Consider the following 23,280-nt stretch of genomic DNA (forward strand, 5'->3'; position numbering starts at 1 on the left):
ATGACCCATGGAGACCCCACCGCAATTGGCGCGGCGCGGTCCCGGGCATTTGTCTACAATGGCGGATTTCTGACTAACAGGCGCGTCCGGTGCATTCTCTCCCTTTCGGGATATGACATCCGGCTGGGTCTGCCCCGACCCGAGGACACTGTTGCCATCTGGGGCAACAGTCCCACGGCCCATCGCGGGCGGCGCGTCGCTCAGGACCGGGGTACCCCTTTGCTGCGGGTCGAGGATGCCTTTCTACGATCCCTCAAGCCCGGCCGCGAGGGCGAGCCGCCTTTGGGTCTGCTTCTGGATCGCTCGGGCCTGCACTTTGACCCGGCACAACCGTCAGATCTGGAAACGCTTCTGGCGACACATCCGCTGGACGACACAGTGCTTCTGAACCGGGCGCGTGGCGCGATTGAGCGCTTGAAGGAATTAAACCTCAGCAAATATTCCGCCTTCGACCCCGACGCGCTGATCCCCGACCCCGGTTACGTGCTGGTGATTGATCAGACGGTCGGCGATGCCTCGGTCACGGCCAGCCGAGGGGACCGTGCCCGGTTTCTTGAGATGCTGGTGATCGCACAAGAAGAAAATCCCGGGATGCCGGTTCTGATCAAGACCCATCCCGAAACACTGGCTGGTCACCGCACCGGGCACTACACGGAACAGAACCTCTCGGAACGCGTTTCCTTCGTTGCGGATAACATCAGCCCTTGGCCGCTGTTGGACGGCGCGGTCAGTGTCTATACGCTCTCGTCACAAATGGGGTTCGAGGCCATTCTCGCCGGTCACAAACCCCGCGTCTTCGGGCAGCCATTCTATGCCGGATGGGGTTTGACGCAGGATGAAAACCCCGTTCAACGCAGACAACGCAATCTGACGCGCGCGCAGCTCTTTGCTGCAGCCATGATGCTCTACCCCGTTTGGTATGATCCCTATCGGGACCAATTGTGTGAGCTAGAGGTCGTGCTGGATACGCTTGAGGCACAGACCCGTGCGTGGCGGCAAGATCGTTTGGGATGGACAGCGTCGGGAATGCGGATGTGGAAGCGCAAGCACCTGCAAGCCATGTTTGGCCAGCACCAGAAGATACGGTTTTTGCCGTCGCCACCAGCCCCATCCAACCGCCCCCATATGGTCTGGGCCAATCAATCCCGCGAGGCGGAGGGTGTCATCCGTATCGAGGACGGCTTTCTCCGATCACGCGGATTGGGGGCCGATCTTGTGCCGCCCCTTTCGCTGGTCACGGATGATCTGGGGATCTACTATGACCCGACCCAAACCAGCCGATTGGAAGAGTGGATATCCAAGCGCGAGATCCTGCGTCCGGATCAAGAATACCGGGCCGAGCGGGTGATCTCGGCCCTTGTGTCCGAGGGGTTGAGCAAATACAACACCGGCGGCGCTGCGCCAGCTCTACCCAAAGGTCACCGTATTCTGGTGCCGGGGCAGGTCGAGGATGACGCGTCTATCCTGTTGGGCACCAGCACCATCCGCACCAATCTGGACCTTCTGCGCGAAGTTCGGGCCGCTAATCCCGATGCCGTTGTGATCTACAAACCCCATCCGGATGTCGAGGCTGGCCTGCGCTCGGGCCAGATCGACTCTGAAGGGCTGGCGGATGTGATCGCGACTGAGACCGACCCGTCAACCTTGCTGTCCGAGGTGCAAGAGGTCTGGACCATGACCTCGCTTCTGGGGTTCGAGGCGCTATTGCGCGGCATTCCGGTGACCAGTTTTGGCGCGCCCTTCTATGCCGGTTGGGGCCTGACCACGGATCTTGGAAGTGTTCCGGCCCGTCGCGGCGCACGCCCATCCCTGCTGGGTTTGGTGTATGCCAGCCTGATTGACTATCCCCGCTATCTGGACCCGGTGACCGGCGCGCCCTGTCCTGTCGAGGTCGCCATTGAACGGCTGGCCCACGGTCAGCCCCCCAAACGCGGGGCGCTGAACCGCGCCTTGTCAAAGCTACAGGGCGCTTTTTCAACCCACGCCCATCTCTGGCGACGCTAGTGCGTCGTTCGGGCCCAACGGTGTAATACGTCACCACCGACCGGGCGCGCCTCGATCAACTCGAACCGAGGGGCGCTGTCCAGTTTTTCCAACCCTAGTGCGCCAATCGCTGAAAGGCCCTCGGCGCCGATGGTCAAACCAGCAGTGAAACCCACAAGCTCATCGACCAGATCTTGCGCCAGCAACGACGCCGCCAAAGCCGAACCGCCTTCGCAGAAGACACTTGTCAGACCTTCCTGGCCCAGCTGCTGCAGCAGGTCGCGCGCATCAACCTGATGGTCGTGCAACGCACAGGGCAACAACCGCGCGCCCAACCCCTCCCACGTGCGGGCGCGCTCGGCGTCGGGATGCGGGCCATGACAGAGCCAGACGGGCGTTTTTGAGGCCGTGCGCGCCAGTTGACCCATTAAGGGTAAATCCAAATGACGCGAGACGACAACGCGTACGGGCTGACGCTCGATCCCCAGATCTCGAACCGTAAGCGAGGGGTCATCCGCGCGCGCCGTGCCAGCGCCAACCATGACAGCATCGTGACGGGCGCGCATCGCGTGCACCTCGCGTCGCGCGGTTGGTCCGGTGATCCACTGGCTATGTCCGGTGGACGTGGCAATCCGCCCGTCAAAGCTATTGGCCAGTTTCAATGTCACAAACGGACGGCCCTGTTCGGTTTTCAGAAAGAACCCGGCCAGATCACGCTCGGCCTCTTGCGCCAGCACACCAGTTTCAACCTCGATCCCGGCCTCGCGCAGCATGGCAAAGCCCTGCCCGGAAACGCGAGGATCGCTATCTTCAATCGCTGCAACAACGCGGGCCACACCAGCCGAGATCAACGCCTCGGCACAGGGCGGTGTCTTGCCGTAGTGGGCGCAGGGTTCCAGCGAAACATAGGCCGTGGCCCCTTTCGCCTGCGCACCCGCTTGCGCCAAAGCCTCAGGCTCCGCGTGGGGACGTCCGCCGGGTTGAGTCCACCCTCGCCCAACTATCCTGCCGTCGCGCACGATCACGCACCCGACGGCCGGGTTGGGCCAGCACGCCCCTTGACCGCGCCGACCCAAAGACAAAGCCAGCGCCATAAATCGCTTATCTGTTTCGCTCACTCGTCCGTCGAAGGCTGCGGCGGGCGCAGTTCGTGGACAAACTCCTCGAAATCATCGGCCGCCTGGAAATTCTTGTACACACTCGCAAAGCGAACATAGGCGACGGTATCGATCCGCGCCAGAGCTTCCATGACGATCTCACCAATTCTGTTGGACGGAATATCGGTGTCGCCCATGCTTTCCAGACGCCGCACAATGCCCGAGATCATCTGATCAATCCGTTCAGGATCAACCGGGCGTTTCTGCATCGAGATACGGATCGAACGTTCCAGCTTGTCGCGGTCAAAATCTTCGCGTTTTCCGTTGGTTTTGATCACCACCAGATCGCGCAGCTGGACCCGTTCATAGGTCGTAAAACGCCCTCCGCAGGCCGGGCAAAAGCGACGTCGGCGTATCGCAACGTGATCCTCTGCCGGGCGTGAATCTTTCACCTGAGTGTCGATATTTCCGCAAAACGGGCAGCGCATCCGCCGTCTCCTCGTCCCTAGCTGGCCTCTTTTGTAAGCACTTTGGCTTACTTATCCACAACTATAGGGCAGCCGCTAGGATTTGGGTAGTCGGAATTTTGTACCCCAAAATAAAGGGTCACGACAGATGTGCCACGACCAGCCGACGATGCGGGACGCGGCGGTGTTCAAACAGGTAAATCCCCTGCCAAGTTCCCAAAACCATCTGACCCTGACGGACAGGAATGGACAGGGAAACCGGCATCATCGCCGCCTTGATATGGGCAGGCATGTCATCCGGCCCTTCATAGGTATGGCGCAGGTAAGACATCGAGGGATGATCAGACGGAGGCACAAGACGCTCAAAAAACGCATGCAAATCCGTCTGCACCTCGGGGTCTGCGTTCTCTTGCACCAGTAAAGAACAGGAGGTGTGCCTGACGAACAACGTCAGGACACCATCCCGTTCAAGGGAACTAAGCCATTCTGCAATCTGGGACGTGAATTCGTACAAGCCGGGTCCAATGGTCTGGAGCGCGAATTCCGTCTGCATTGCGTTTTGGCCTTTGCTTTAGTTGTTAGAAAATCTGCCGGCGACCACACCGCGCATTTGCGCCCTGCACGGATATGCTGGAGCCGACAACGAAGGGGCCCTGTACGCCACCGGTTTGTGCCGGAGCATCAGCCGGAGGCGGTTTCAGCGAAAACTGAACCGCTGTTACACGCCCAGTTGTTACACTAGGTCCATAGCCGCGCAACACATAGATGGGGTCCTGCCAACCTGCCCCGAGACTGCGGCGCGCGAAATCTGCCGCCTCGCACCAATACCCGTCTGTGTCATCCCTTGTGCGGGGAATGACTTCGAAGTCAGTGCTATTGATTGCATTGGCTTGAAAACCCAAACGCGCCGCTTCCGCCGTTACCGGAACACTCAGGGCAAACACCGCTAAAGCGGCGCAATGTTGTAACTGTTTCATAATACTCTTTCCTCACTTGCTGCTCCCCTTAGTTTAGAGGTCATCGCGCCCGCGGAAAGCAGGTCTCACAATCATTTCAACCAACTTGCGCCTTAACGTGAAGCGGCGTGAGCCAGCCGTGGTAGCGGATCAGCAGGCCCAATCCCGGCATCGAAGCCGCTACGTCAAATCGAAAGCGCCCCAAATCATCCTGCCATTCACTCGTTGACGATTGCGGCAGCAAAAACTGAGGGAGCGGCACGCCGAAAACCGTCAGGCGATGGATATGAACCACCAGCCCTCGTTTCGACGCAACCGGCCTTAGCCAGACCGAAAGAGGCCCGAAACGCTCAAGAACATCGCCCGTATTTGCGTCAAACCTCAGCTCTGACGTCGTTTTGTGCCCCCCAAAGTCTCGCAGCCAATTGTGGTCTTCATCCTTTTTTTGGGTCACCAGCCGAACGGGCACATGTCGGCCCGCAGGTGGAAACCGCCCCAATTTAAGCGCGAGTTGAACGAGAATGCCCCGACCACGTTCGATATCGCATTCGCCGACATATTCACCCGGGCTGTGATGCAGGTCTCGCACGGATTGGGGCAGAACACTTGGGTCCGCCAAAGCCTGAAGAAACGGATCCGTCACGCGTCAAACCCTTGCTCGGCAAAACGCTCAAGGAGAGCAGCATCCGGCATCATACAGGTATCGTACCGACCGAACAGAGCATACCGATTTCGAGCGATCGAGAAATACAGCAGGTCTTTCACACCGCTCGGCAGAAACCGCACCAGCGATAGAAAAGGCCACACTCCCGGCAGCGCGCGAACAGCCGCCGCAAAGGCATCAAGCCTTTGAAAAACCTTACCATCTACGATCACGAGGTTGGTTTCAAAATCCGTAACGGGCAGACTCAGCGCCTTGTACATCCTTTGACCGAGCGGAGACTGCGCTGTTGCAAATTCAAAGCGGCGGGTTTTGTCGCGCTTCAGCATGAACCGGAAAAAGCCTGAGCACAGAACGCATTCTCCGTCAAAGACGATCAGGTTGAGTCCGTCGAAAAGATCGGTTGTGTCAGTCTCTGCCATGGCGCTGATACCTACCCAAGCTTGCACAAACAGCGTGGCATAGGGCCACCAGGTGGACAATGCGACAAGAAGGAGAAGTGTGCCGGGGAACCCGGTGACCGGTTGGTAGGACCGGCGGTGGCTCTGACCTCATCCCCAACAAGGTACTGACCCGGCAACGAAAAGGATATAGGCAGGAAAGATTGACCAGGCTTGTGGCCAGCTGCCAAATCCATTCGAATTTCTGACAGAAAAGCAGTATGCTGGAACGGCCCCGGTCCGGAGAAAGGAAGGCTTCGCTGCGATGAATGTGGATATTGACCGCCTTCACTTTCTGCGCGAGGCGCTCGACGCGCGATTGGAAAAACGGAACACCTTGGAGGTGCTGGATCGTAGCGGACTTGGCCCGCGGGATCTGCCGGAGGATGCGACCTCTTTTTGCGCTCACAAAGAAGCGCTGTTTGTCCGCTATGCCTGCGATGCTCTGAACGATATCACTTTTGCGGCAAGTGTCGGGCTTGGCGTCACGTCCTCATCGACCTTGACGGCCTACATCAGCAAATACTCACGAGACCTGGAGCAGGTGATTGAAAACACGTCTCATTTTCACGACATGATCGACCCTGCTATCGCCTTCAGCCTGCGGGTTTCGGGGAATTTCGCCGCGTTAGAGGCCCGTTGGAAAGACGCCAGCTTTGCTCGCTATCACCGCCGAACTGAGTTCTTGATGTTTGCCGCCGTCGCCCGAATGCGCAACCTGACACAAACCGATTTCCACCCTATTGAAATCCGTTTTCAGCATGAGGTTGGGGATCATACCCATGCCTTCCAGCAACTGGCGGGTTTTCCGGTTGTCTTCGGGTCTGAAAGCCTTGAGATCGTCCTGTCCCCGTCCTCGCTGAACCTGCCCGTCCCGACCTACGACCCCAGCCTGCGCGCCCATCTACTAGAATACGGGGAACGCGTTCTGGCCGAGCGTCGCGTGCCGAAGCAATTGACCCGCGCCAAGGTCGAAGGGTTGATCACCCGCTCACTGCCTGGGAGAATCCTAGGCGCGGATGAAGTCGCAGCAAAACTCGGCATGAGCGCCCGTACCTTTGCCCGCCGGTTGCAAAGCGAAGGCACCAGCTACCGCGACATCACCGAGGATTTGCGCTGCGATCTGGCCCAGACCTTCATCACAAATGGAATGAACTTGTCCGAGATCGCTTATTCTCTGGGATACGCCGATCAATCCGCGTTTTCCACAGCGTTCAAGCGTTGGACAGGTCAACCGCCGAGCGCCTTCAAAACGCGGGTCAAACATCCACTGACGCTTGGAAGCCGGGGGTCATCAGCTTAGCCGCCTCGCCCCGGCCCGCCCCATGAGTGGACCATACGGATATAGAAACGGACACGCCACAACACATGTGAAGTCGCGCCAATGTGTTTGACAAATCTGCCAATGTGAACGGTGAAACGAAAAAAGGCGCCTCTGTTCGGGGCGCCTTTGATCTTACTGATCCAGGAAGGACCGCAGTTTCCGCGATCTGCTTGGATGCTTCAGCTTCCGCAGGGCTTTCGCCTCGATCTGACGGATACGTTCGCGGGTCACGCTGAACTGCTGACCAACCTCTTCCAGAGTGTGGTCGGTGTTCATGCCGATGCCGAAACGCATCCGCAGAACCCGCTCCTCACGCGGGGTTAGAGAGGCCAGAACCCGGGTCGTAGTTTCCTTGAGGTTTTCCTGAATGGCGCTGTCCAGCGGCAGCACTGCATTCTTGTCCTCAATGAAATCACCCAGCTGGCTGTCTTCCTCGTCGCCGATTGGCGTCTCAAGGCTGATCGGCTCCTTGGCGATCTTCATCACCTTGCGCACTTTCTCAAGCGGCATCTGCAGTTTTTCGGCCAGTTCTTCCGGCGTCGGTTCACGACCGATTTCGTGCAGCATCTGACGACCGGTCCGGACAAGCTTGTTGATCGTTTCGATCATGTGGACCGGAATACGGATCGTCCGCGCCTGATCCGCGATCGAGCGTGTGATCGCCTGACGGATCCACCATGTCGCATAGGTCGAGAACTTATAGCCGCGGCGGTATTCGAACTTGTCCACCGCCTTCATCAGACCGATGTTACCTTCTTGAATAAGATCAAGGAATTGAAGGCCACGGTTCGTGTACTTTTTGGCGATCGAGATTACCAGACGCAAGTTGGCTTCGACCATTTCCTTTTTGGCCTGACGGGCTTCTTTCTCGCCCTTCTGAACCTGTTGCACGATGCGACGGAATTCGCTGATATCCAGACCGACATATTGACCGACCTGAGCCATATCACTGCGCAGTTCCTCAACCTTGTCGGTCGAGCGTTCAATGAACATCTGCCAGCCCCGGCCTGGCTTTTCAGCCATATCGGTCAGCCAGTTCGGGTCCAGTTCACGCCCGCGATAGGCGTCAATGAACTCCCGACGGTTGATCCGGGCTTGGTCGGCCAGTTTCACCATCGAGCTGTCCAGAGACATGACGCGGCGGTTGATGCCATAGAGCTGGTCGATCAGCGCCTCAATCCGGTTGTTGTGCAGGTGAAGACCGTTCACCAGTTCAACAATCTCAGCGCGCAGCTTCTGATAGGTCTCTTCGTCTTTTTCACTGAACGAGCCATCTTCGTTCAAAGTGGCCGAAATCCGGCTGTCCTGCATCTCGGACAGCATCGAGAAATCGGTCGAGATCCGTTCAAGCGTGGTTAGAACCTGATCCTTGAGGGCGGCTTCCATCGCGGCCAGCGACATGTTGGCCTGATCGTCCTCGTCATCATCATCGTCATTGCTCAGCGGGTTGCCATCGGCATCCAACTCGGGGCCGGTGTCTTTGGCGGGTTTGGCCGATTGCACGGCCGAGGTATCGACGACCGGCTCTTGCACGTCACCATCTTCGTCCATCTGGTTGCCAAAGGTGGTTTCCAGATCAATGACGTCGCGCAGAAGAATGTCTTCAGACAGAAGTTCGTCATGCCAGATGGTGATCGCCTGGAAGGTCAGAGGGCTTTCGCACAGACCCGCAATCATAGTGTTCCGGCCCGCTTCGATCCGCTTGGCGATGGCGATCTCGCCCTCGCGGCTCAGCAGTTCGACCGAACCCATCTCACGCAGATACATGCGTACGGGGTCGTCGGTACGGTCCAGCTTTTCGGTTGCGGCACCGGCCAGAGCCACCTCACGGTTGTTGTCCGTGGTGGTCAGTTCGGTGGAGCCTTTGTTTTCTTCTTCCTCGGCCTCTTCATCTTCGATGATGTTGATGCCCATTTCGGACAGCATCGACATAACGTCTTCGATCTGTTCCGAGCTGACCTGATCAGGCGGCAGAACCTGATTGAGCTGGTCGTAAGTGATGTAACCTTTCTCGCGGGCCTCGGCGATCATCTTCTTGACCTGGGCCTGGCTCATGTCCAGCGAGATTTCCTGTTCCTGCTCGTCTGACTTGCGATCTTCTGACGTGTCTTTGGCGGCCATTCAATGCTCCTGCAGGGATGGGTGATTCGTTTGATCCGAATCATTAGCGCGTGAAACTGATTCGGCCACCCGTTTACCTGTTTTTCTTTTCCAGTGCTTTACGAAAACATCACTTCAGCGACGTTTCCGTTCGAAATTGATCCCGGACATGATTGCCTTGAACGCATCCTTTTCGTCGCGATTGATTCGCGCGCCATTGTCGGCAATGTCGAAAACGGCCCTGTCCTCATTCTGACTGCGGCTTGTGCGGTTACGCTCTTCGGCGGCTTGCGCCAGCCGATATGTCAACGCCTCATCGGCCAGATCAGACAGTTCCTCTGCGGCTTCGGCAATCTCAGCATCCAAACCCCGGAGCGCTTTGATTTTCGCGAGTTCCTCGGCCAGTGTCATCTCGGCCTTTTCAACGTCGCCTGGTTTGAACACACAGGGGATGACTGCGACATGGCGAAGGCTCAGCAGGTTTTCAAGGGGTTCGGCCCCCAAAGTTTCAACGATGTGGTCCCGAAGGTTTTCAGGATCATCAATCGCATGGCGCAGAATGGCATGACGCAAGGCCGCATGATCAGGGTCGTGACAATCCATCTCTTCCAGCTGCGCCTCAAATTGCACCACGACCTGAGGGTTCAGAATCGCAATGGCCAGAATCGCGGCTTCGCGCAGATGGATGTCCGCATTGTCCGAGGACGCCAGGAACGAGGCCCGCGCGCCCGCGGTCGCAGGCTGTTTCTGCGGCTGCCACTTCCCTTTTGGTTGCCACGCACGGTTTTGTGACTGTCTCTGCGGCCGAAACAATTGCCAGCGCAGATCTTTGATCTCTTGCCCGTAGTGGGACCGGATCGAGGGGTCACGGATCAGCTTGATCTTGTCCCGCAGAACCTTGTCGAGTGCGGCTTTGCGTTCGGGGCTGTCAAAGACCTTGCCCTCAGTCTCGCGCTGCCACAGCAGCTTCACCATCGGGATGGCCCCGTCCAGCACGGCCTGAACCGCCCCTGCACCGTCGGCCCGTAGCAGATCATCCGGGTCTTTTCCTTCGGGCATCAGCGCAAAGCGCAGGGACTTTCCGGCCTCAAGTAGCGGCAAGGCCAGATCAACGGCCCGCATCGCCGCGCGCAGGCCCGCGGTGTCGCCGTCCAGCGCGATGATCGGCTCGTTCGAAATCCGCCAGAGCAGCTGTAACTGATTTTCGGTTATCGCCGTGCCCAAAGGGGCGACCGACGCGCCGAACCCGGCCTCGGCCAGCGCGATGACGTCCATGTAACCCTCGGCCACGATCAGCGGCTGCCCCTTCCCGGTCGCCTGCCGCGCAGGCCCGTGGTTATAAAGGCTGCGGCCCTTGTCGAACAACTCGGTCTCGGGTGAGTTCAGATACTTGGCATTATCATTCGGGTCCATCGCCCGACCGCCGAATGCAATACACCGACCGCGCGGATCACGGATCGGGAACATGATCCGGTTGCGGAACGTGTCATATGGTTTCTTGCCCTTGTTCGACGGCTTAGCCAGACCCGCCCCGAGGATCAGATCTTCGGCTACGTTCTTGCCGGTCAGATGGTCCCACAGCGCCTGCCAGCCGTCCGGGGCAAAACCGATCTCCCATCGCTCCAACGCCTTGGCGTCCAAACCCCGACGGGCAAGATAGTCACGCGCCGCACTGCCCGCCCCGGTCTTGAGTTGCAGGCGAAAGAACTGAACCGCCTGCTCCATAACCTCGGCCAGTTGCGATCGACGGTCCTGTTTTTCCTGTGCTTTCGGGTCGCGCGCAGGCATCGGCATGCCAGCTTCGCGCGCCAGAATTTCAACGGCTTCAATGAACGAGACGTTCTCGGTCTCTTTCACGAAGGTGATCGCGTCACCTTTGGCGTGACAGCCAAAGCAGTAGTAGAATCCCTTTTGGTCATCTACATGAAAAGAAGCCGTTTTTTCATGGTGAAACGGGCACGGCGCCCACATGTCCCCCTTGCCCTGATTGGATTTTCGCTGATCCCACATGACTTTACGCCCAACAACCTGAGACAGGCTCAGCCGGGTGCGCAGCTCATCGAGAAATCCGGGGGGCAATGACATGGCTCAAACCTGCCAGAAATGAAAACGCGCGCCAAGGGGATGACGCGCGGTTGTCCACAGGGAAATTGCTGAGTCGTGGATTATTGCTGCAAACATAGCTCGAGCCATGCCGCACCAAGATCCTTTTTGCGCACGTCGCGCATCTTTTGCTCATAGACCCAGGGCGTGATCAACGGGATCGCTGCGTTATAGTTCTCGGGCCATGTGGGGCTGGTTTCAGCCACCGCCTGCACAACATCGCGCTCTTTCACCTTGTCCAGACGCGCTTTCTGGATCGCGGCCACCACATCGGCCTGATACTGGCAGCTTTGTTCCTTGGTTTCGGCGGCGGCCAGAGGCGTTGCAAGCAAGGCTGCAGCGATGGCGATACGCAACATTGAGGTCTCCCGGATTCGTTTGTCTGGCCGCAGCTTACCTGCCAGCGCCGTTTTCGCAATCGACGAGCAGAATTCAGTTTGCGCACGGGGCAGAAAAGCCACCCCGCGCGCCGGATGTCAAAGGCCTTTGGCCCGGTAACTTTTAGCCACGCGATCGATCGCAACGATGTAGGCGGCTGTGCGCAGATCCTCGACATCGTCGCGGCTGTGCCAGACGTCTCGCATGGACTGGTAGGCAATCCGCATCGTGTCATCGAGGCCTGAGCGAACCAGCTCCAGCTCATCCGCACCCTTGAGGTATTTGGCCTTGAAGTCAGGCGACATTGACCAGGCATCGCCCAAATAGCGATCCAACCGTTCAAGCTCGCTGACGATCAGCTCATGCCGTGCCTCTTCTTGACGGCGCTGCATGCGACCAAATCGAATGTGGCTGAGGTTCTTCACCCATTCGAAATACGAGACCGTCACACCGCCCGCATTGGCATACATGTCAGGAATGATGACGGTGCCCTTCTTGCGCAGAATTTCATCTGCACCCGCGGTCACCGGACCATTCGCGGCCTCAATGATCAGCGGAGCCTTGATCCTGTCTGCATTGTCCAGATTGATGACGCCTTCCAGAGCCGCCGGGATCAGGATGTCGCAATCGGCCTCAAGCACCGAGGCACCATCGGTTGAATGAGTCGCATCCGGGAAATCCTTTACGCCACCATGTTTGACGATCCAGTTGCGCACCGCCTCAACGTCGATACCGTCCGGGTTATAAAGCGCACCGTCCCATTCGATGATCCCTATAATGCGCGATCCATCTTCCTCAGCAAGGAACTTGGCCGCGTGGTAGCCCACGTTACCCAATCCCTGCACAACGACTCGCTTGCCGTCCAACTTGCCGGACAAACCGGCCTTGGCGATGTCCTCAGGGTGACGGAAGAACTCGCGCAGCGCATATTGGATACCGCGCCCCGTTGCCTCGACCCGACCCGCGATGCCGCCTGCGTTCAACGGTTTGCCCGTCACACAAGCGCGTGCGTTGATGTCGGTGGTGTTCATCCGTGCGTATTGATCAGCCATCCAGGCCATCTCACGCTCACCCGTACCCATGTCAGGGGCCGGAACGTTTTGTGATGGGTTGATCAGATCGCGTTTGGCCAGCTCATAGGCGAAGCGCCGGGTGATCTGCTCCATCTCATGTTCTTCGTATTTGCGCGGATCAATACACAGCCCGCCTTTCGAGCCGCCAAACGGCGTCTCAACCAAGGCGCATTTGTAGGTCATCAGAGCCGCAAGCGCCTCAACCTCGTCCTGGTTCACTGCCAAGGCATAACGGATACCGCCCTTGACCGGTTCCATATGCTCGGAATGTACGGAACGGTAGCCGGTGAAGGTGTGAATCTCACCGCGCAGACGCACCCCGAAACGAACCGTGTAGGTGGCATTGCAGACCCGGATTTTCTGCTCAAGACCGGGCGGCAGATCCATCAGGGATGCCGCCCTGTTGAACATAAGATCCACACTTTCGCGAAAGCTCGGTTCCTTGGTGCTGGTCATTAATCCCTCCGTACCGGTGAATGACGAACGTTATGGCGTTTTGTCGCACCACTGGCGCAAAGCTGCAATCTTTTATGATGAAAAATTCATCACTTCATGAACGGGCGACAACAACCCCTTACTGAGTCGCCTCGGAAATTTTCGCGGCGCTAATTGTCAACACAACAGAAACAAAACCCTCACCACCCCGTTAAATGCGGCAGTTTGCCGTTCAATCCCAGCAGCATAGTGGCAAAGTCGCCCAAATCTCGCCACGTTCGCCGACTAAATTCTTAAAGTTGATATGACCCGCCTTCCGTGCGCCGGATTACCTGCAGGGACTAGATATGAAAAAAGTGTTTAGGAATTCTGAATCCAAACGAACTGAGCAATCCAGCTGCTCCGACAAGGGCGCTGCGCCGTTCTTGCGCTCGGAGCGCGGGACCATGACCATCCTGTCGCTGGGCCTAATCCTTGTCATCTTCACTGTGGGTGGATTTGCCGTCGACATGATGCGCTATGACCATGAAAGAGCGCGCCTTCAGTATTCGTTGGACCGCGCCGTTTTGGCCGCTGCAGACCTCCAACAGAACCTTTGCCCAAAAGACGTTGTACAGGACTACTTGGTCAAAGAAAATTTGGACCAGTTTCTGGATGGCGAAGTCATAGTCACCCCGAGGTCTTGCGATGATGACGGCAACAAGTTGATCGTCGGACAGCGCCGCGTCGAAGCGAGAGCAACGATGCCGGTCGGTATGCATTTCATGCAATGGTGGGACGTCGACTCGATTGACGTGAACGTCGTCAGCGTCGCAGAAGAGTCCATCGGCAACGTCGAAATCGCTATGGTTCTGGATGTTTCAGGCTCCATGAGAGGGTCGCGCCTGACCAACCTGAAAGGTGCGGCCAAGAGCTTTGTCACCAAAATGTATGAGAACACGAGTTCTGACAAACTCTCGATCTCGATCATTCCTTACGCAACGCAGGTGGGTGTCCCTTCTGCCGTCATGAACCAGCTTACGACCGCTGGCTCCAACAGATTCGCCAACTGTATCGACTTTGAAACCTCAGATCTGGCAGCAGGGACATTCGATCTTTCAAAGACCTACAATCAATCGTTGTACTATTCTCGCTACGGCGGGGATCAGCGCCCGTCAGGTGGGTTCAGTTCACCGCGCATCGACGAACGGTGCCGTTCTGAGGCCAGCCGTCAGCTTGTTGTTCACCAGAACAACGAAACGAACCTGCACACTTACATTGACTCGTTTTATGCGCGCGACAACACGTCGATAAATGTCGGCATGAAATGGGCACTGACGCTGTTGGACGAAAACTTCCGCCCCGTTGTCACCAACATGATCGCAAACGGCCAGATACCGGCAGATTTTGCAGGTCGCCCCGCCGACAGCGTCGGTAGTGACACCATGAAAGTTATCGTTCTGATGACCGATGGCGAGAACACTTCTCGCACATGGGTGAAACCGCCATACAATGATGGTCAATCGGGTATTTGGTGGAATGGAGACGAAGAAGTCTATTCCGTCAATGTGAACCACTATGACGAAGACGACGATAGCTTCAGATATGCGTGGCTGGGTGTGGACAGGGCATACTGGGACAGCAGTCGCGGCAGATACTGGGTGCGCGACGAGTTTCAGGACCACGCGTACGGAAACGACACTTTCAATGTCTACCTTTGCAGAGGAAATTACTACAGCAGCGGCTATTGCGACAACCTTGACAGGGGCGAAGTTCGCCAGCTCGATGAAGATGGGAGCGCCCTGTCTCTGACATGGCCCGCCTTGTGGGAGCGTACCTCGCGGTACGAAATCTATCAGTTGCTATATGATTCCGTCGGTTCGAGCGATGCATACAACTGGTATTATGCGGCGACCGAGACAGAAAACCGTTCCAGAAAAGACGATCAGGTCGAAGCGATGTGCGATTATGCGAAATCCGGCGCAAGAAACATCCTGATCTTCTCGGTCGCCTACGAGGCCACCACCAATGGTCGAAACCTCCTGTGGTACTGCAAATCGGATGAAAACGCATATTTCGCACCAACAGGATCCGAGATTGGCGAAGTCTTCGACGATATCGCGGCGAGCATCCAGAATCTGAGGCTGACCCAATGATCCGACATCTGAAAAAAGTGCTGCGAAGGTTTCGCCGCGAAGAAAAGGGAATGGCCACAATCGAATTTGTGATGTGGTTTCCGATCTTCATGATAACCACCTATTCCGGTATCGAGATCGGGATTGTGGCGTGGAACCATGCCAACCTAGAGCGCGCCCTAGATGCGACGATCCAGGATGTCCGCATGAATCGAATTGATCTTTATGAAGGCGAAACAGCCTGGACGCACGACCTGTTAAAGCGGATCATCTGCGAAGAGGCCGGCGCCATTCCGGATTGTCAGCAAAATCTGGCTGTCGAGATGACAAGGGTCAATCATTTCGACAGCAGTGCAGTTCTTACTGGCAACTTTGATCGGCCATTTTGCGTTGATACGCCGGAAGAGATTCGAGGCAAAGACGATCAGATTTTTACACCCGGAACGGCCAACGAACTAATGATCATACGCGCGTGCGTAGAAATCACTCCTTTGTTCTTCGGTACAACGCTTGGTCGGCTTGCTCGGCAAGATCCCGACGGACAATACGAACTTCATGCAACGACGGTGTTTGTACATGAACCTTAAATCTTTCATTCAAAAACACTTGGCCGGTGTGACATCACGCTTTCTAAAGAGAGAAGATGGTGTCGTTAGCATCGAAGCCATTATGACGTTTCCCCTACTGTTCTGGTCGGTCTGGACGGCGTATACCTATTTCGACGGATACCGTCAGGGTGCTAGCAACCTGAAAGCGGCCTACGCTGTCGCTGATATTCTTTCCCGAGAGAAAGACACGGTAACGGACCAGTACATCACATCCATGTATGATCTACAAAGATACATGATCAGTGAAGGCAACGGATTGTCGTTGCGGATCTCTTTCGTACGATGGGACACTGGCGATGAAAGCACAGACACAGATGATCGTCACTTTGTCGAATGGTCCTGCACACGCGGTGAAGGGTTGACACGGTGGTCCAACGAAACAGTTGATCAAGTCTCGGATCGCATTCCAATAATGGCAGATAACGCCACGATGATCTTGGTCGAGACACGGCATCACTACGTGCGTCCGTTCAAAATCGGATTCGGTAGCAACGAGTTCTTCATCGACAAATTCATCTTCACGCAACCCCGCGGATACACCTTCATCCAAGGGCCAGACTCTTGCAAGGACGCCAACAACGTGGACGACGGCACTGTTGATAGCGGACATGACGACAGTACTCCGGAAGATAACACCACCGTGGAGCCGTCAACGCTGTAACACCATAGCCGAGAGTATCTCGGACATGAACTTGGCCTCGGCGGATGCTGTCATGCCGCCGACGCCAACCCGGCGGCCTAGCCGCCACCACAGGCCAGGCGCCCAGACGTTACCGGCCTTTTCGCGCGTTCGCACCAGAAAGCCATTGGATGGTTTGAACGCGAAAACACCTCGATCCACGGCTTCAATCTCATCTACCCGCGCAATCACCTGCCCCGATCCGGTGCGCAGCTCTGATGCAGTCAGCTCGATCCTGTCCTGAGTGGCAATCCAGACGCGATAGGCCAACCACAAGGACGACGCGCCAACCGCCAACAAAAACACCTGCCAGACGAGTTCGGGCGGAGAAGCCAGCGCCACGTAAATCACCAAAACACCTACGCTGCCCAGCATAGCAACACCGGCCACCCGTCTTGGGGATGATGCCTCGATCGTTGCTAGCACTTCGTCCTGCATGACTGCCTCCTGTCTGTCTGCTGTCTCGTGTATCCGCTTTGCGTAGAAATAAACAGGCCCTCCCCTGCCCTACATTTGCGCACATTCATGGTGCTCCTGCGCAAATTGACCAGTCCCCGGATGGGCATACATCCTGCGAACAAATGAAGGAGGTTGTCATGTCCCTCAGACCCACATTGGAAACACGCAAGGCCGTACCGACGATGGAAGGTGCGGGCGTCAAGCTGCATCGCGCCTTCGGGTTTGAGGACCCGTCCGAATTGGACCCGTTTCTGTTGTTCGACGACTTTCGCAATGAGCGCCCGCAGGACTATCAGGCCGGCTTTCCCTGGCATCCTCATCGCGGGATCGAGACGATCACCTATGTGCTGTCTGGCACAGTCGAGCATTCGGATTCGCTGGGCAACAGCGGGACGCTCGGCGCGGGTGATGTGCAATGGATGACGGCGGGGTCGGGCATATTGCATCAGGAAATGCCGCACGGCAATGCTTCGGGCCAGATGCACGGGTTTCAGCTCTGGGGCAACCTGCCCTCGGATCAGAAAATGACCGCTCCGCGCTATCAGGATGTTCAGGCCAAAGAGATCCCCGAGGTCGTCGACGATGACGGCACTACTGTACGTGTTATCGTGGGTGAGTTCTGGGGCAAAACCGGCCCAGTGGACGGTATTGCAGCAGATCCCCAGTATCTGGACGTGCAAATTCCGGCCGGTGTCAAAAAGACTTTCAAGATCGACACCTACCGCCGTGCCTTTGCCTATGTGTTCCAAGGTCAGGCGGCCTATGCCGATGCGTCCCAGCCGACCGGAGTTTTGCTGGAAAAGGAAGTCGCAGGGCAAGAGGTCAATATCCGCGACATGTCCGGAGACCGCACTCTGGTGCGGTTCGGCACCGGGGATGAGATCACTGTTCAGGCCGGGCCCGAAGGTGTTCGCTTTCTGCTGATCTCGGGCGCTCCGATTGATGAGCCTGTGGCGTGGCACGGCCCCATCGTCATGAACACGCGAGCCGAGTTGGAGCAAGCGTTTCGTGAGCTACGCAATGGAACCTTCATTCGCCCTGCCCACTAGAGCCAAGCCTGACCCACCTTCAGGTCAGGCCGTCACTGCGCGGCGAACCATGTCCCAATAGATCTGCTCGACCTCGTCCAACGACAATCGCCCACCCGAGCGATACCAGGTCATCACACCATTCAGCATCGCAATCACCGCCAGCGTGGCGATCTTGGTGTCCGAGATCGCGAAGTGACCTGCTTTCTGGCCCTCACTCAATATCCGCTCCAGAGAGTCCTCGTAAGCGCGGCGCAGATCCTCGATCTCTGCGAAGTTGTCCGGCGTCAGATTGCGCAACTCCATGTAGGCGATGAAAACCTCGTCGGGGCGTTCCAGATGAAACCGGATGTGGAACCCGACAAAGCGGCGCAAAGCCTCTTGCACGTCGCCGGTTTCACCAAGGGCATCATAGGCTTGCTGCAACTCCTGCATGTGGTCGCGCATCAGGCGAAACAACAAGCTTTGCTTGTCGGGCGTGTAGTTATACAGCGCCCCGGCCTGAACGCCGACCTCTTTGGCGATCTGGCGCATCGAAACGGCGGCATAGCCATGGCGCGCAAAAAGACCCAACGCTGCCTTGCGGATGCGCGGGCCGGTTATGTCCGAATGTGATCCCTGTGTACGAGCCATGGACCGACACTATCTGAACGTATGTTCAGATAGAACCCCGCTTGAACAGATCGGGTAAAAGAGGCATCACAAGACCAGTCCCTTGTGAAAGCACCTGTTATGAAGCGCCTGCCAGTTCTGGTTCTGATCCTGACCCTTGCCGGATGCACAAACTTCCCTGAGTTGGAAGGCAGCGAATCCCGCGCGGTCAAGACGGCGCCTTACCCCAAGCTTTTGCCCCTACCCAACGTTCTGGGCGCGCCTGCCGATCCGGTCAGCGAAGCATCTGCCGTTGAGCAGGACCTTAGTGCCCGAAGCGAGGCTTTGGCGAAGAAAGCCGAAGCGCTGCAAAACGCTCAGATCAACTAAAGATCGGCTTTTCCCAGCCCCTGCTGGCGCGTGACGGATTGCGCCCGTGCCCTGAACCAGCTAAGGCAGCGCTGAACGGGTAAAAGGCCCGAAATCAGACTGGTGCGAGCGAAAGGAACCCACGGGATGACACAGGCGCTGCGGCTTGGAATTGTGGGCTTGGGAACTGTTGGTGTGGGTGTTGTCCGGATTGTCCGGCGTCATGCCGATCTGCTGCAGTCACGCACCGGACGCCCGATCGAAATCGTCGCCGTCTCGGCCCGTGATTCAAGCAAGGATCGGGGCGTGAACCTGTCGGACTATGCGTGGGAAACCGATCCCGTAGCCTTGGCAAAACGCGATGACGTGGACGTGTTTGTCGAGTTGATGGGCGGCGAAAACGGTCCGGCAAAAGCCTCGGTCGAGGCGGCGTTGGCCAGCGGCAAGGATGTTGTCACGGCCAACAAGGCCCTGCTGGCCATCCATGGTCAGGAGCTGGCCGAAAAAGCCGAAGCCGCAGACCGCGTGATCCGGTTCGAGGCCGCCGTCGCCGGAGGCATCCCGGTGATCAAATCCCTCACCGAAGGTCTGGCCGGAAACGAGATCACCCGCGTGATGGGCGTGATGAACGGCACCTGCAACTACATCCTGACCCGCATGCAATCGCAGGAAAAAGGCTATAACGCGCTGTTCGACGAATGCGCTGAGTTGGGTTACCTCGAAGCGGATCCGAACCTGGATGTTGGGGGCATTGATGCGGCGCATAAACTGGCCCTGCTGTCTTCAATCGCGTTCGGCACGAAACCGAATTTCGAAGGGATCGAGATTGAAGGTATCCAGCAAATCAGCCTCGACGACATCCATCAGGCCCATGACATGGGCTATCGGATCAAGCTGCTGGGTCTTGCGCAACGCACCGCACGCGGTCTGGAACAGCGTATGCAGCCCTGCCTCGTGCCCAGCGACTCGCCGCTGGGTCAACTCGAAGGCGGCACCAATATGGTGGTGATCGAAGGCGACGCAGTTGAACAAGTGGTGCTGCGCGGCCCCGGAGCGGGCGAAGGACCAACCGCAAGCGCAGTGATGGGCGATGTGTGCGATCTGGCACGGGGTCTGAAAATCTCGACCTTCGGGCGCCCTGCGTCCAGCCTCGAAGATGCCACCCCCGCAATCACAGGCCTGCCTGCGCCGTATTACCTGCGTCTGGGCTTGCTGGACAAACCCGGTGCGCTGGCCAAGGTTGCGGCCATTTTGGGCGACGCGGGCGTGTCGATTGACCGGATGCGGCAGTACGGCCACAGCGACAGCACAGCCCCCGTCTTGATTGTCACCCACAAAACCACTCGGGCCACTCTGGACGTGGCGCTGGACGGGTTCCGCACAACCGATGTTGTTGCCGGTGAGCCTGTGGCGCTGCGGATTGAACAGGTCTGAACCCTTGCAGCCTGCGCCATCCGCAGGCTATGCCAGACGAAACGCCATTGCCTGCCAAAGGAATACAACGCATGAACGCTGCCAAAATCGATTTTAACGACCGCCTGCTGTCTTTGGGCCTTGCGCGGGTTGCGGAACAGGCCGCGCTTGCCTCGGCCTCGCTGGTGGGACGCGGTGACGAGAAAGCCGCCGACCAGGCCGCCGTGAACGCGATGCGCGAGCAGTTGAACCTGCTGGATATCGCGGGTGTCGTGGTCATCGGTGAAGGCGAGCGTGACGAAGCGCCGATGCTCTATATCGGCGAAGAGGTCGGTACTGGCGAAGGCCCCGGCGTGGATATCGCTCTGGACCCGCTGGAAGGCACCACTCTGACCGCTAAGGACATGCCCAATGCGCTGACCGTGATCGCCATGGGCCCGCGCGGCTCGATGCTGCATGCGCCGGACGTGTATATGGACAAGCTGGCGGTTGGCCCCGGCTACCCCGAAGGCGTCGTTTCGCTCGATATGAGCCCGCGCGAACGTGTTGAGGCACTGGCCAAGGCCAAAGGTTGCGAACCGGCCGATATTACCGTCTGCATTCTGGAGCGTCCGCGCCATGAGACGATGATCGCCGAGGTGCGTGAAACCGGCGCTTCGATCCGTCTGATCACTGATGGCGATGTGGCTGGTGTCATGCACTGCGCCGAAAGCGAAACCACCGGCATCGACATGTACATGGGCCAGGGTGGCGCGCCCGAGGGCGTTCTGGCTGCCGCTGCTCTGAAATGCATGGGTGGTCAGATTTTTGGCCGCCTGTTGTTCCGCAACGATGACGAACGTGGCCGCGCCGCCAAGGCGGGCATCACCGATCTTGACCGTGTCTATGCACGTGACGAGATGGTGACGGCGGATGTGATCTTTGCCGCAACCGGCGTAACCGGTGGCTCTCTGCTGCCGCGCATCAAGCGTGAGCCGGGCTGGGTTGAAACCACCACCCTTCTGATGCGTTCGAAAACCGGATCGGTTCGCCGCATGTCCTACCGTACGCCAATGTGGTCGCACGACGAAGCCTAAGCGGCTTGCGCCGATGCCTTCGGCGAGAGTATCTGTGAAAAGATGAAGAGGCCGGGTCCAAATTGGGTCCGGCCTTAGCATATGAGAGGTGCGATGAGTTTTCTTGGGGTTGAGCAATCTTTGACAGGCCGGCACTGGGTGGGGCCCTCGCCTGAAGTTGAGCGCGCGACTGAAATGTTGGTGCAGCAGGCAGGTTTACCGCGTGCCGTTTGCCAAGTGCTGGCGCGGCGGGGCGTCCCTCCGATGGAGGCTGCTGGTTTTCTGGAGCCAAAGCTGAAAGAGCTTTTGCCCGACCCACGCAGCATGAAGGATATGGAAGCCGCTGCGACCCGGTTTCTGAAAGCGGTGCGCGAAAGGCAGCGGATCGCAGTTTTTGCGGATTATGATGTGGATGGAGGCAGTTCGGCGGCGTTGCTGCTGGTCTGGCTGCGACAGATGGGTCTGCAGGCGACGCTCTATGTGCCGGACCGCATCGACGAAGGCTATGGGCCTAACGTGCCTGCTATGCAGTCATTGGCAGCGGCGCATGATCTGATCATCTGCGTGGATTGCGGCACGCTGAGCCATGAACCGATCGCGGCTGCACAAGGCGCGGATGTGATCGTACTGGATCACCATCTGGGCGGTGAGACCTTGCCGGATTGTGTGGCCGTGGTGAACCCGAACCGGCAGGATGAAAGCGGCGATCTGGGCTATCTCTGCGCGGCAGGCGTTGTCTTCCTGATGCTGGTCGAGGCTGGCCGGCAGATGCGTGGGGCTGGGGCTAAAGGGCCGGATCTGGTGCCTCTGCTGGATTTGGTCGCGCTGGCGACTGTCGCCGATGTTGCCCCGCTGATTGAAGCGAACCGCGCTTTGGTCCGACAAGGTTTGAAGGTCATGGCAGGCCGTCAGCGCCCTGGCCTTGTGGCCCTGTCGGATGTCGCTCGTATGGATGCCGCGCCCAATAGCTATCATCTCGGGTTTCTGTTGGGACCGAGGGTCAACGCGGGCGGGCGTATCGGTCAGGCCGACCTTGGGGCGCGGCTGCTCAGCACCGCCTCTGTGCACGAAGCGCAGGCCCTGTCCGAGCGGCTCGATGCGCTGAACTCTGAGCGGCGCGATATCGAAAACGCCGTACGCGCTGCTGCGCTTGAGCAAGCGGAGGAGCGCGGTTTGGACGCGCCCTTGGTCTGGGCCGCTGGCGAAGGTTGGCATCCGGGCGTTGTCGGTATCGTCGCCTCGCGCCTGAAGGAAAACGCTAATCGTCCGGCAATTGTGATTGGCTTCGACGGGGATGAAGGCAAAGGATCAGGGCGGTCGGTGTCGGGCGTTGATCTAGGGGCCTCGATCCAGCGGCTGGCGGCTGAGGGGTTGTTGGTCAAAGGTGGCGGTCACAAGATGGCGGCCGGGCTGACCGTGATGCGCGACCAGTTGGAACCGGCCATGAAGCGCCTGTCAGAACTGCTTGAGAAGCAAGGCGCAGGGCAAGGTGGTCCCGCGGACATGAAGCTCGACGGGGCGTTGATGCCCGGCGCAGCGACGGTGGATCTGATCGAACAGATTGAGAAAGCCGGGCCTTTCGGAGCCAGCGCCCCTGCCCCGCGATACGCCCTTCCTGACCTGCAGGTGCGTTTTGCAAAACGGGTCGGTGAGTCGCACCTGAAACTCTCGCTTGCGGATGGCCTTGGCGGCGGGCTGGACGCGATCGCATTCGGAGCCTTCGACGGGCCGATGGGCGAAAAGCTCTCAAATCACGGCGGAGCGCGCTTTCATTTTGCTGGTCGGCTTGAGGTGAACACGTGGGGTGGTCGCCAAAACGTACAGCTTCGTCTTGAGGACGCAGCCGAGGCGAAATGACCGGTTTCAAGGCAACGGCAGGACAGGTCAAAAAACTTTCGCATCCCTGCATTTTTCGGCTTGCGGGGGTCGGGGTGAAACCGTAAAAGG

General features: G+C 58.0%; 22 protein-coding genes. 10 read left to right on the top strand and 12 right to left on the bottom strand.

Annotated features, from left to right (window positions below; all coding sequences use genetic code 11):
• Positions 1-2,004 carry a capsular polysaccharide biosynthesis protein gene (locus ACRZ95_RS05035; RefSeq protein ID WP_170677520.1) on the top strand — a complete coding sequence of 668 codons (2,004 nt, stop codon included), beginning with the start codon at positions 1-3 and terminating at the stop codon, positions 2,002-2,004.
• Here ACRZ95_RS05035 and ribD read toward each other — a convergent pair.
• The 6 genes from ribD to ACRZ95_RS05065 form a co-directional block, all read right to left on the bottom strand.
• Complete coding sequence (gene ribD, locus ACRZ95_RS05040) at positions 2,001-3,101, bottom strand: bifunctional diaminohydroxyphosphoribosylaminopyrimidine deaminase/5-amino-6-(5-phosphoribosylamino)uracil reductase RibD (protein WP_170677518.1); 1,101 nt, start codon at positions 3,099-3,101, stop codon at positions 2,001-2,003. The genes ACRZ95_RS05035 and ribD overlap by 4 nt on opposite strands.
• Entirely contained in the window at positions 3,098-3,568 is a 471-nt protein-coding gene (gene nrdR / locus ACRZ95_RS05045; RefSeq protein ID WP_170376254.1) for a transcriptional regulator NrdR, read from the bottom strand. Before nrdR ends, ribD begins: the two co-directional genes overlap by 4 nt.
• A gap of 118 nt (positions 3,569-3,686) precedes the next feature.
• Entirely contained in the window at positions 3,687-4,100 is a 414-nt protein-coding gene (locus tag ACRZ95_RS05050) for a secondary thiamine-phosphate synthase enzyme YjbQ (protein WP_170677516.1), read from the bottom strand.
• Between the two features lie 25 nt (positions 4,101-4,125).
• Entirely contained in the window at positions 4,126-4,524 is a 399-nt protein-coding gene (locus ACRZ95_RS05055; RefSeq protein ID WP_170677514.1) for a hypothetical protein, read from the bottom strand.
• A 76-nt stretch (positions 4,525-4,600) separates the two neighbouring features.
• A complete protein-coding gene (locus ACRZ95_RS05060) occupies positions 4,601-5,146 on the bottom strand; it encodes a DUF4166 domain-containing protein (RefSeq protein ID WP_170677512.1) in 546 nt (181 codons plus the stop codon).
• Positions 5,143-5,586, bottom strand: coding sequence for a DCC1-like thiol-disulfide oxidoreductase family protein (locus tag ACRZ95_RS05065; protein WP_170677510.1), 444 nt, complete (start codon positions 5,584-5,586; stop codon positions 5,143-5,145). The genes ACRZ95_RS05060 and ACRZ95_RS05065 overlap by 4 nt, the downstream gene beginning before the upstream one ends.
• Before the next feature lie 283 nt (positions 5,587-5,869).
• Between ACRZ95_RS05065 and ACRZ95_RS05070 the strand changes: the two genes are divergently transcribed.
• Entirely contained in the window at positions 5,870-6,907 is a 1,038-nt protein-coding gene (locus ACRZ95_RS05070) for an AraC family transcriptional regulator (protein ID WP_170677508.1), read from the top strand.
• Between the two features lie 153 nt (positions 6,908-7,060).
• On the opposite strand, the gene rpoD is transcribed toward ACRZ95_RS05070, so the two are convergent.
• From rpoD to ACRZ95_RS05090, 4 genes are all read right to left on the bottom strand, one after another.
• Positions 7,061-9,049: an RNA polymerase sigma factor RpoD gene (gene rpoD, locus ACRZ95_RS05075; protein ID WP_170470263.1), complete on the bottom strand. Its 1,989-nt coding sequence runs from the start codon at positions 9,047-9,049 to the stop codon at positions 7,061-7,063.
• A 114-nt stretch (positions 9,050-9,163) separates the two neighbouring features.
• Positions 9,164-11,113 (bottom strand): DNA primase, encoded by a 1,950-nt coding sequence (dnaG, locus tag ACRZ95_RS05080; protein ID WP_170677506.1) that lies wholly within the window; start codon positions 11,111-11,113, stop codon positions 9,164-9,166.
• 80 nt (positions 11,114-11,193) lie between these two features.
• Entirely contained in the window at positions 11,194-11,490 is a 297-nt protein-coding gene (locus tag ACRZ95_RS05085) for a hypothetical protein (protein ID WP_170470269.1), read from the bottom strand.
• 117 nt (positions 11,491-11,607) lie between these two features.
• Positions 11,608-13,038, bottom strand: coding sequence for a Glu/Leu/Phe/Val family dehydrogenase (locus ACRZ95_RS05090; protein ID WP_170639016.1), 1,431 nt, complete (start codon positions 13,036-13,038; stop codon positions 11,608-11,610).
• 425 nt (positions 13,039-13,463) lie between these two features.
• Between ACRZ95_RS05090 and ACRZ95_RS05095 the strand changes: the two genes are divergently transcribed.
• The 3 genes from ACRZ95_RS05095 to ACRZ95_RS05105 all read left to right on the top strand — a co-directional run bounded on the left by ACRZ95_RS05095 (position 13,464) and on the right by ACRZ95_RS05105 (position 16,400).
• A complete protein-coding gene (locus ACRZ95_RS05095; protein WP_170551700.1) occupies positions 13,464-15,152 on the top strand; it encodes a VWA domain-containing protein in 1,689 nt (562 codons plus the stop codon).
• A complete protein-coding gene (locus ACRZ95_RS05100; RefSeq protein WP_170470275.1) occupies positions 15,149-15,718 on the top strand; it encodes a TadE/TadG family type IV pilus assembly protein in 570 nt (189 codons plus the stop codon). Before ACRZ95_RS05095 ends, ACRZ95_RS05100 begins: the two co-directional genes overlap by 4 nt.
• Before the next feature lie 82 nt (positions 15,719-15,800).
• Complete coding sequence (locus tag ACRZ95_RS05105; protein WP_170551703.1) at positions 15,801-16,400, top strand: hypothetical protein; 600 nt, start codon at positions 15,801-15,803, stop codon at positions 16,398-16,400.
• Here ACRZ95_RS05105 and ACRZ95_RS05110 read toward each other — a convergent pair.
• Positions 16,389-16,856, bottom strand: a complete 468-nt coding sequence (locus tag ACRZ95_RS05110; RefSeq protein WP_170677504.1) for a hypothetical protein — start codon at positions 16,854-16,856, stop codon at positions 16,389-16,391. The genes ACRZ95_RS05105 and ACRZ95_RS05110 overlap by 12 nt on opposite strands.
• A 158-nt stretch (positions 16,857-17,014) precedes the next feature.
• Here ACRZ95_RS05110 and ACRZ95_RS05115 point away from each other — a divergent pair, with 158 nt between their 5' ends.
• Positions 17,015-17,926 (top strand): pirin family protein, encoded by a 912-nt coding sequence (locus ACRZ95_RS05115; RefSeq protein WP_170677502.1) that lies wholly within the window; start codon positions 17,015-17,017, stop codon positions 17,924-17,926.
• A 24-nt stretch (positions 17,927-17,950) separates the two neighbouring features.
• Here the strand turns inward: ACRZ95_RS05115 and ACRZ95_RS05120 are convergent, their stop codons facing one another.
• Positions 17,951-18,538, bottom strand: a complete 588-nt coding sequence (locus ACRZ95_RS05120; RefSeq protein ID WP_170677500.1) for a TetR/AcrR family transcriptional regulator — start codon at positions 18,536-18,538, stop codon at positions 17,951-17,953.
• Between the two features lie 84 nt (positions 18,539-18,622).
• Between ACRZ95_RS05120 and ACRZ95_RS05125 the strand changes: the two genes are divergently transcribed.
• The 4 genes from ACRZ95_RS05125 to recJ all read left to right on the top strand — a co-directional run bounded on the left by ACRZ95_RS05125 (position 18,623) and on the right by recJ (position 23,190).
• The gene (locus tag ACRZ95_RS05125; protein ID WP_480554599.1) at positions 18,623-18,886 is read left to right on the top strand and encodes a hypothetical protein; all 264 of its coding nucleotides are present in this window, start codon (positions 18,623-18,625) and stop codon (positions 18,884-18,886) included.
• Between the two features lie 126 nt (positions 18,887-19,012).
• Positions 19,013-20,299 (top strand): homoserine dehydrogenase, encoded by a 1,287-nt coding sequence (locus ACRZ95_RS05130; RefSeq protein ID WP_170677498.1) that lies wholly within the window; start codon positions 19,013-19,015, stop codon positions 20,297-20,299.
• A 71-nt stretch (positions 20,300-20,370) separates the two neighbouring features.
• On the top strand, positions 20,371-21,354 hold the full coding sequence (gene glpX, locus ACRZ95_RS05135) for a class II fructose-bisphosphatase (protein ID WP_170639024.1): 984 nt from the start codon (positions 20,371-20,373) through the stop codon (positions 21,352-21,354).
• Between the two features lie 93 nt (positions 21,355-21,447).
• Positions 21,448-23,190, top strand: coding sequence for a single-stranded-DNA-specific exonuclease RecJ (gene recJ, locus ACRZ95_RS05140; protein ID WP_170677496.1), 1,743 nt, complete (start codon positions 21,448-21,450; stop codon positions 23,188-23,190).
• Positions 23,191-23,280: the final 90 nt, after the last annotated feature.

This window comes from Ruegeria sp. AI3, assembly GCF_056541245.1.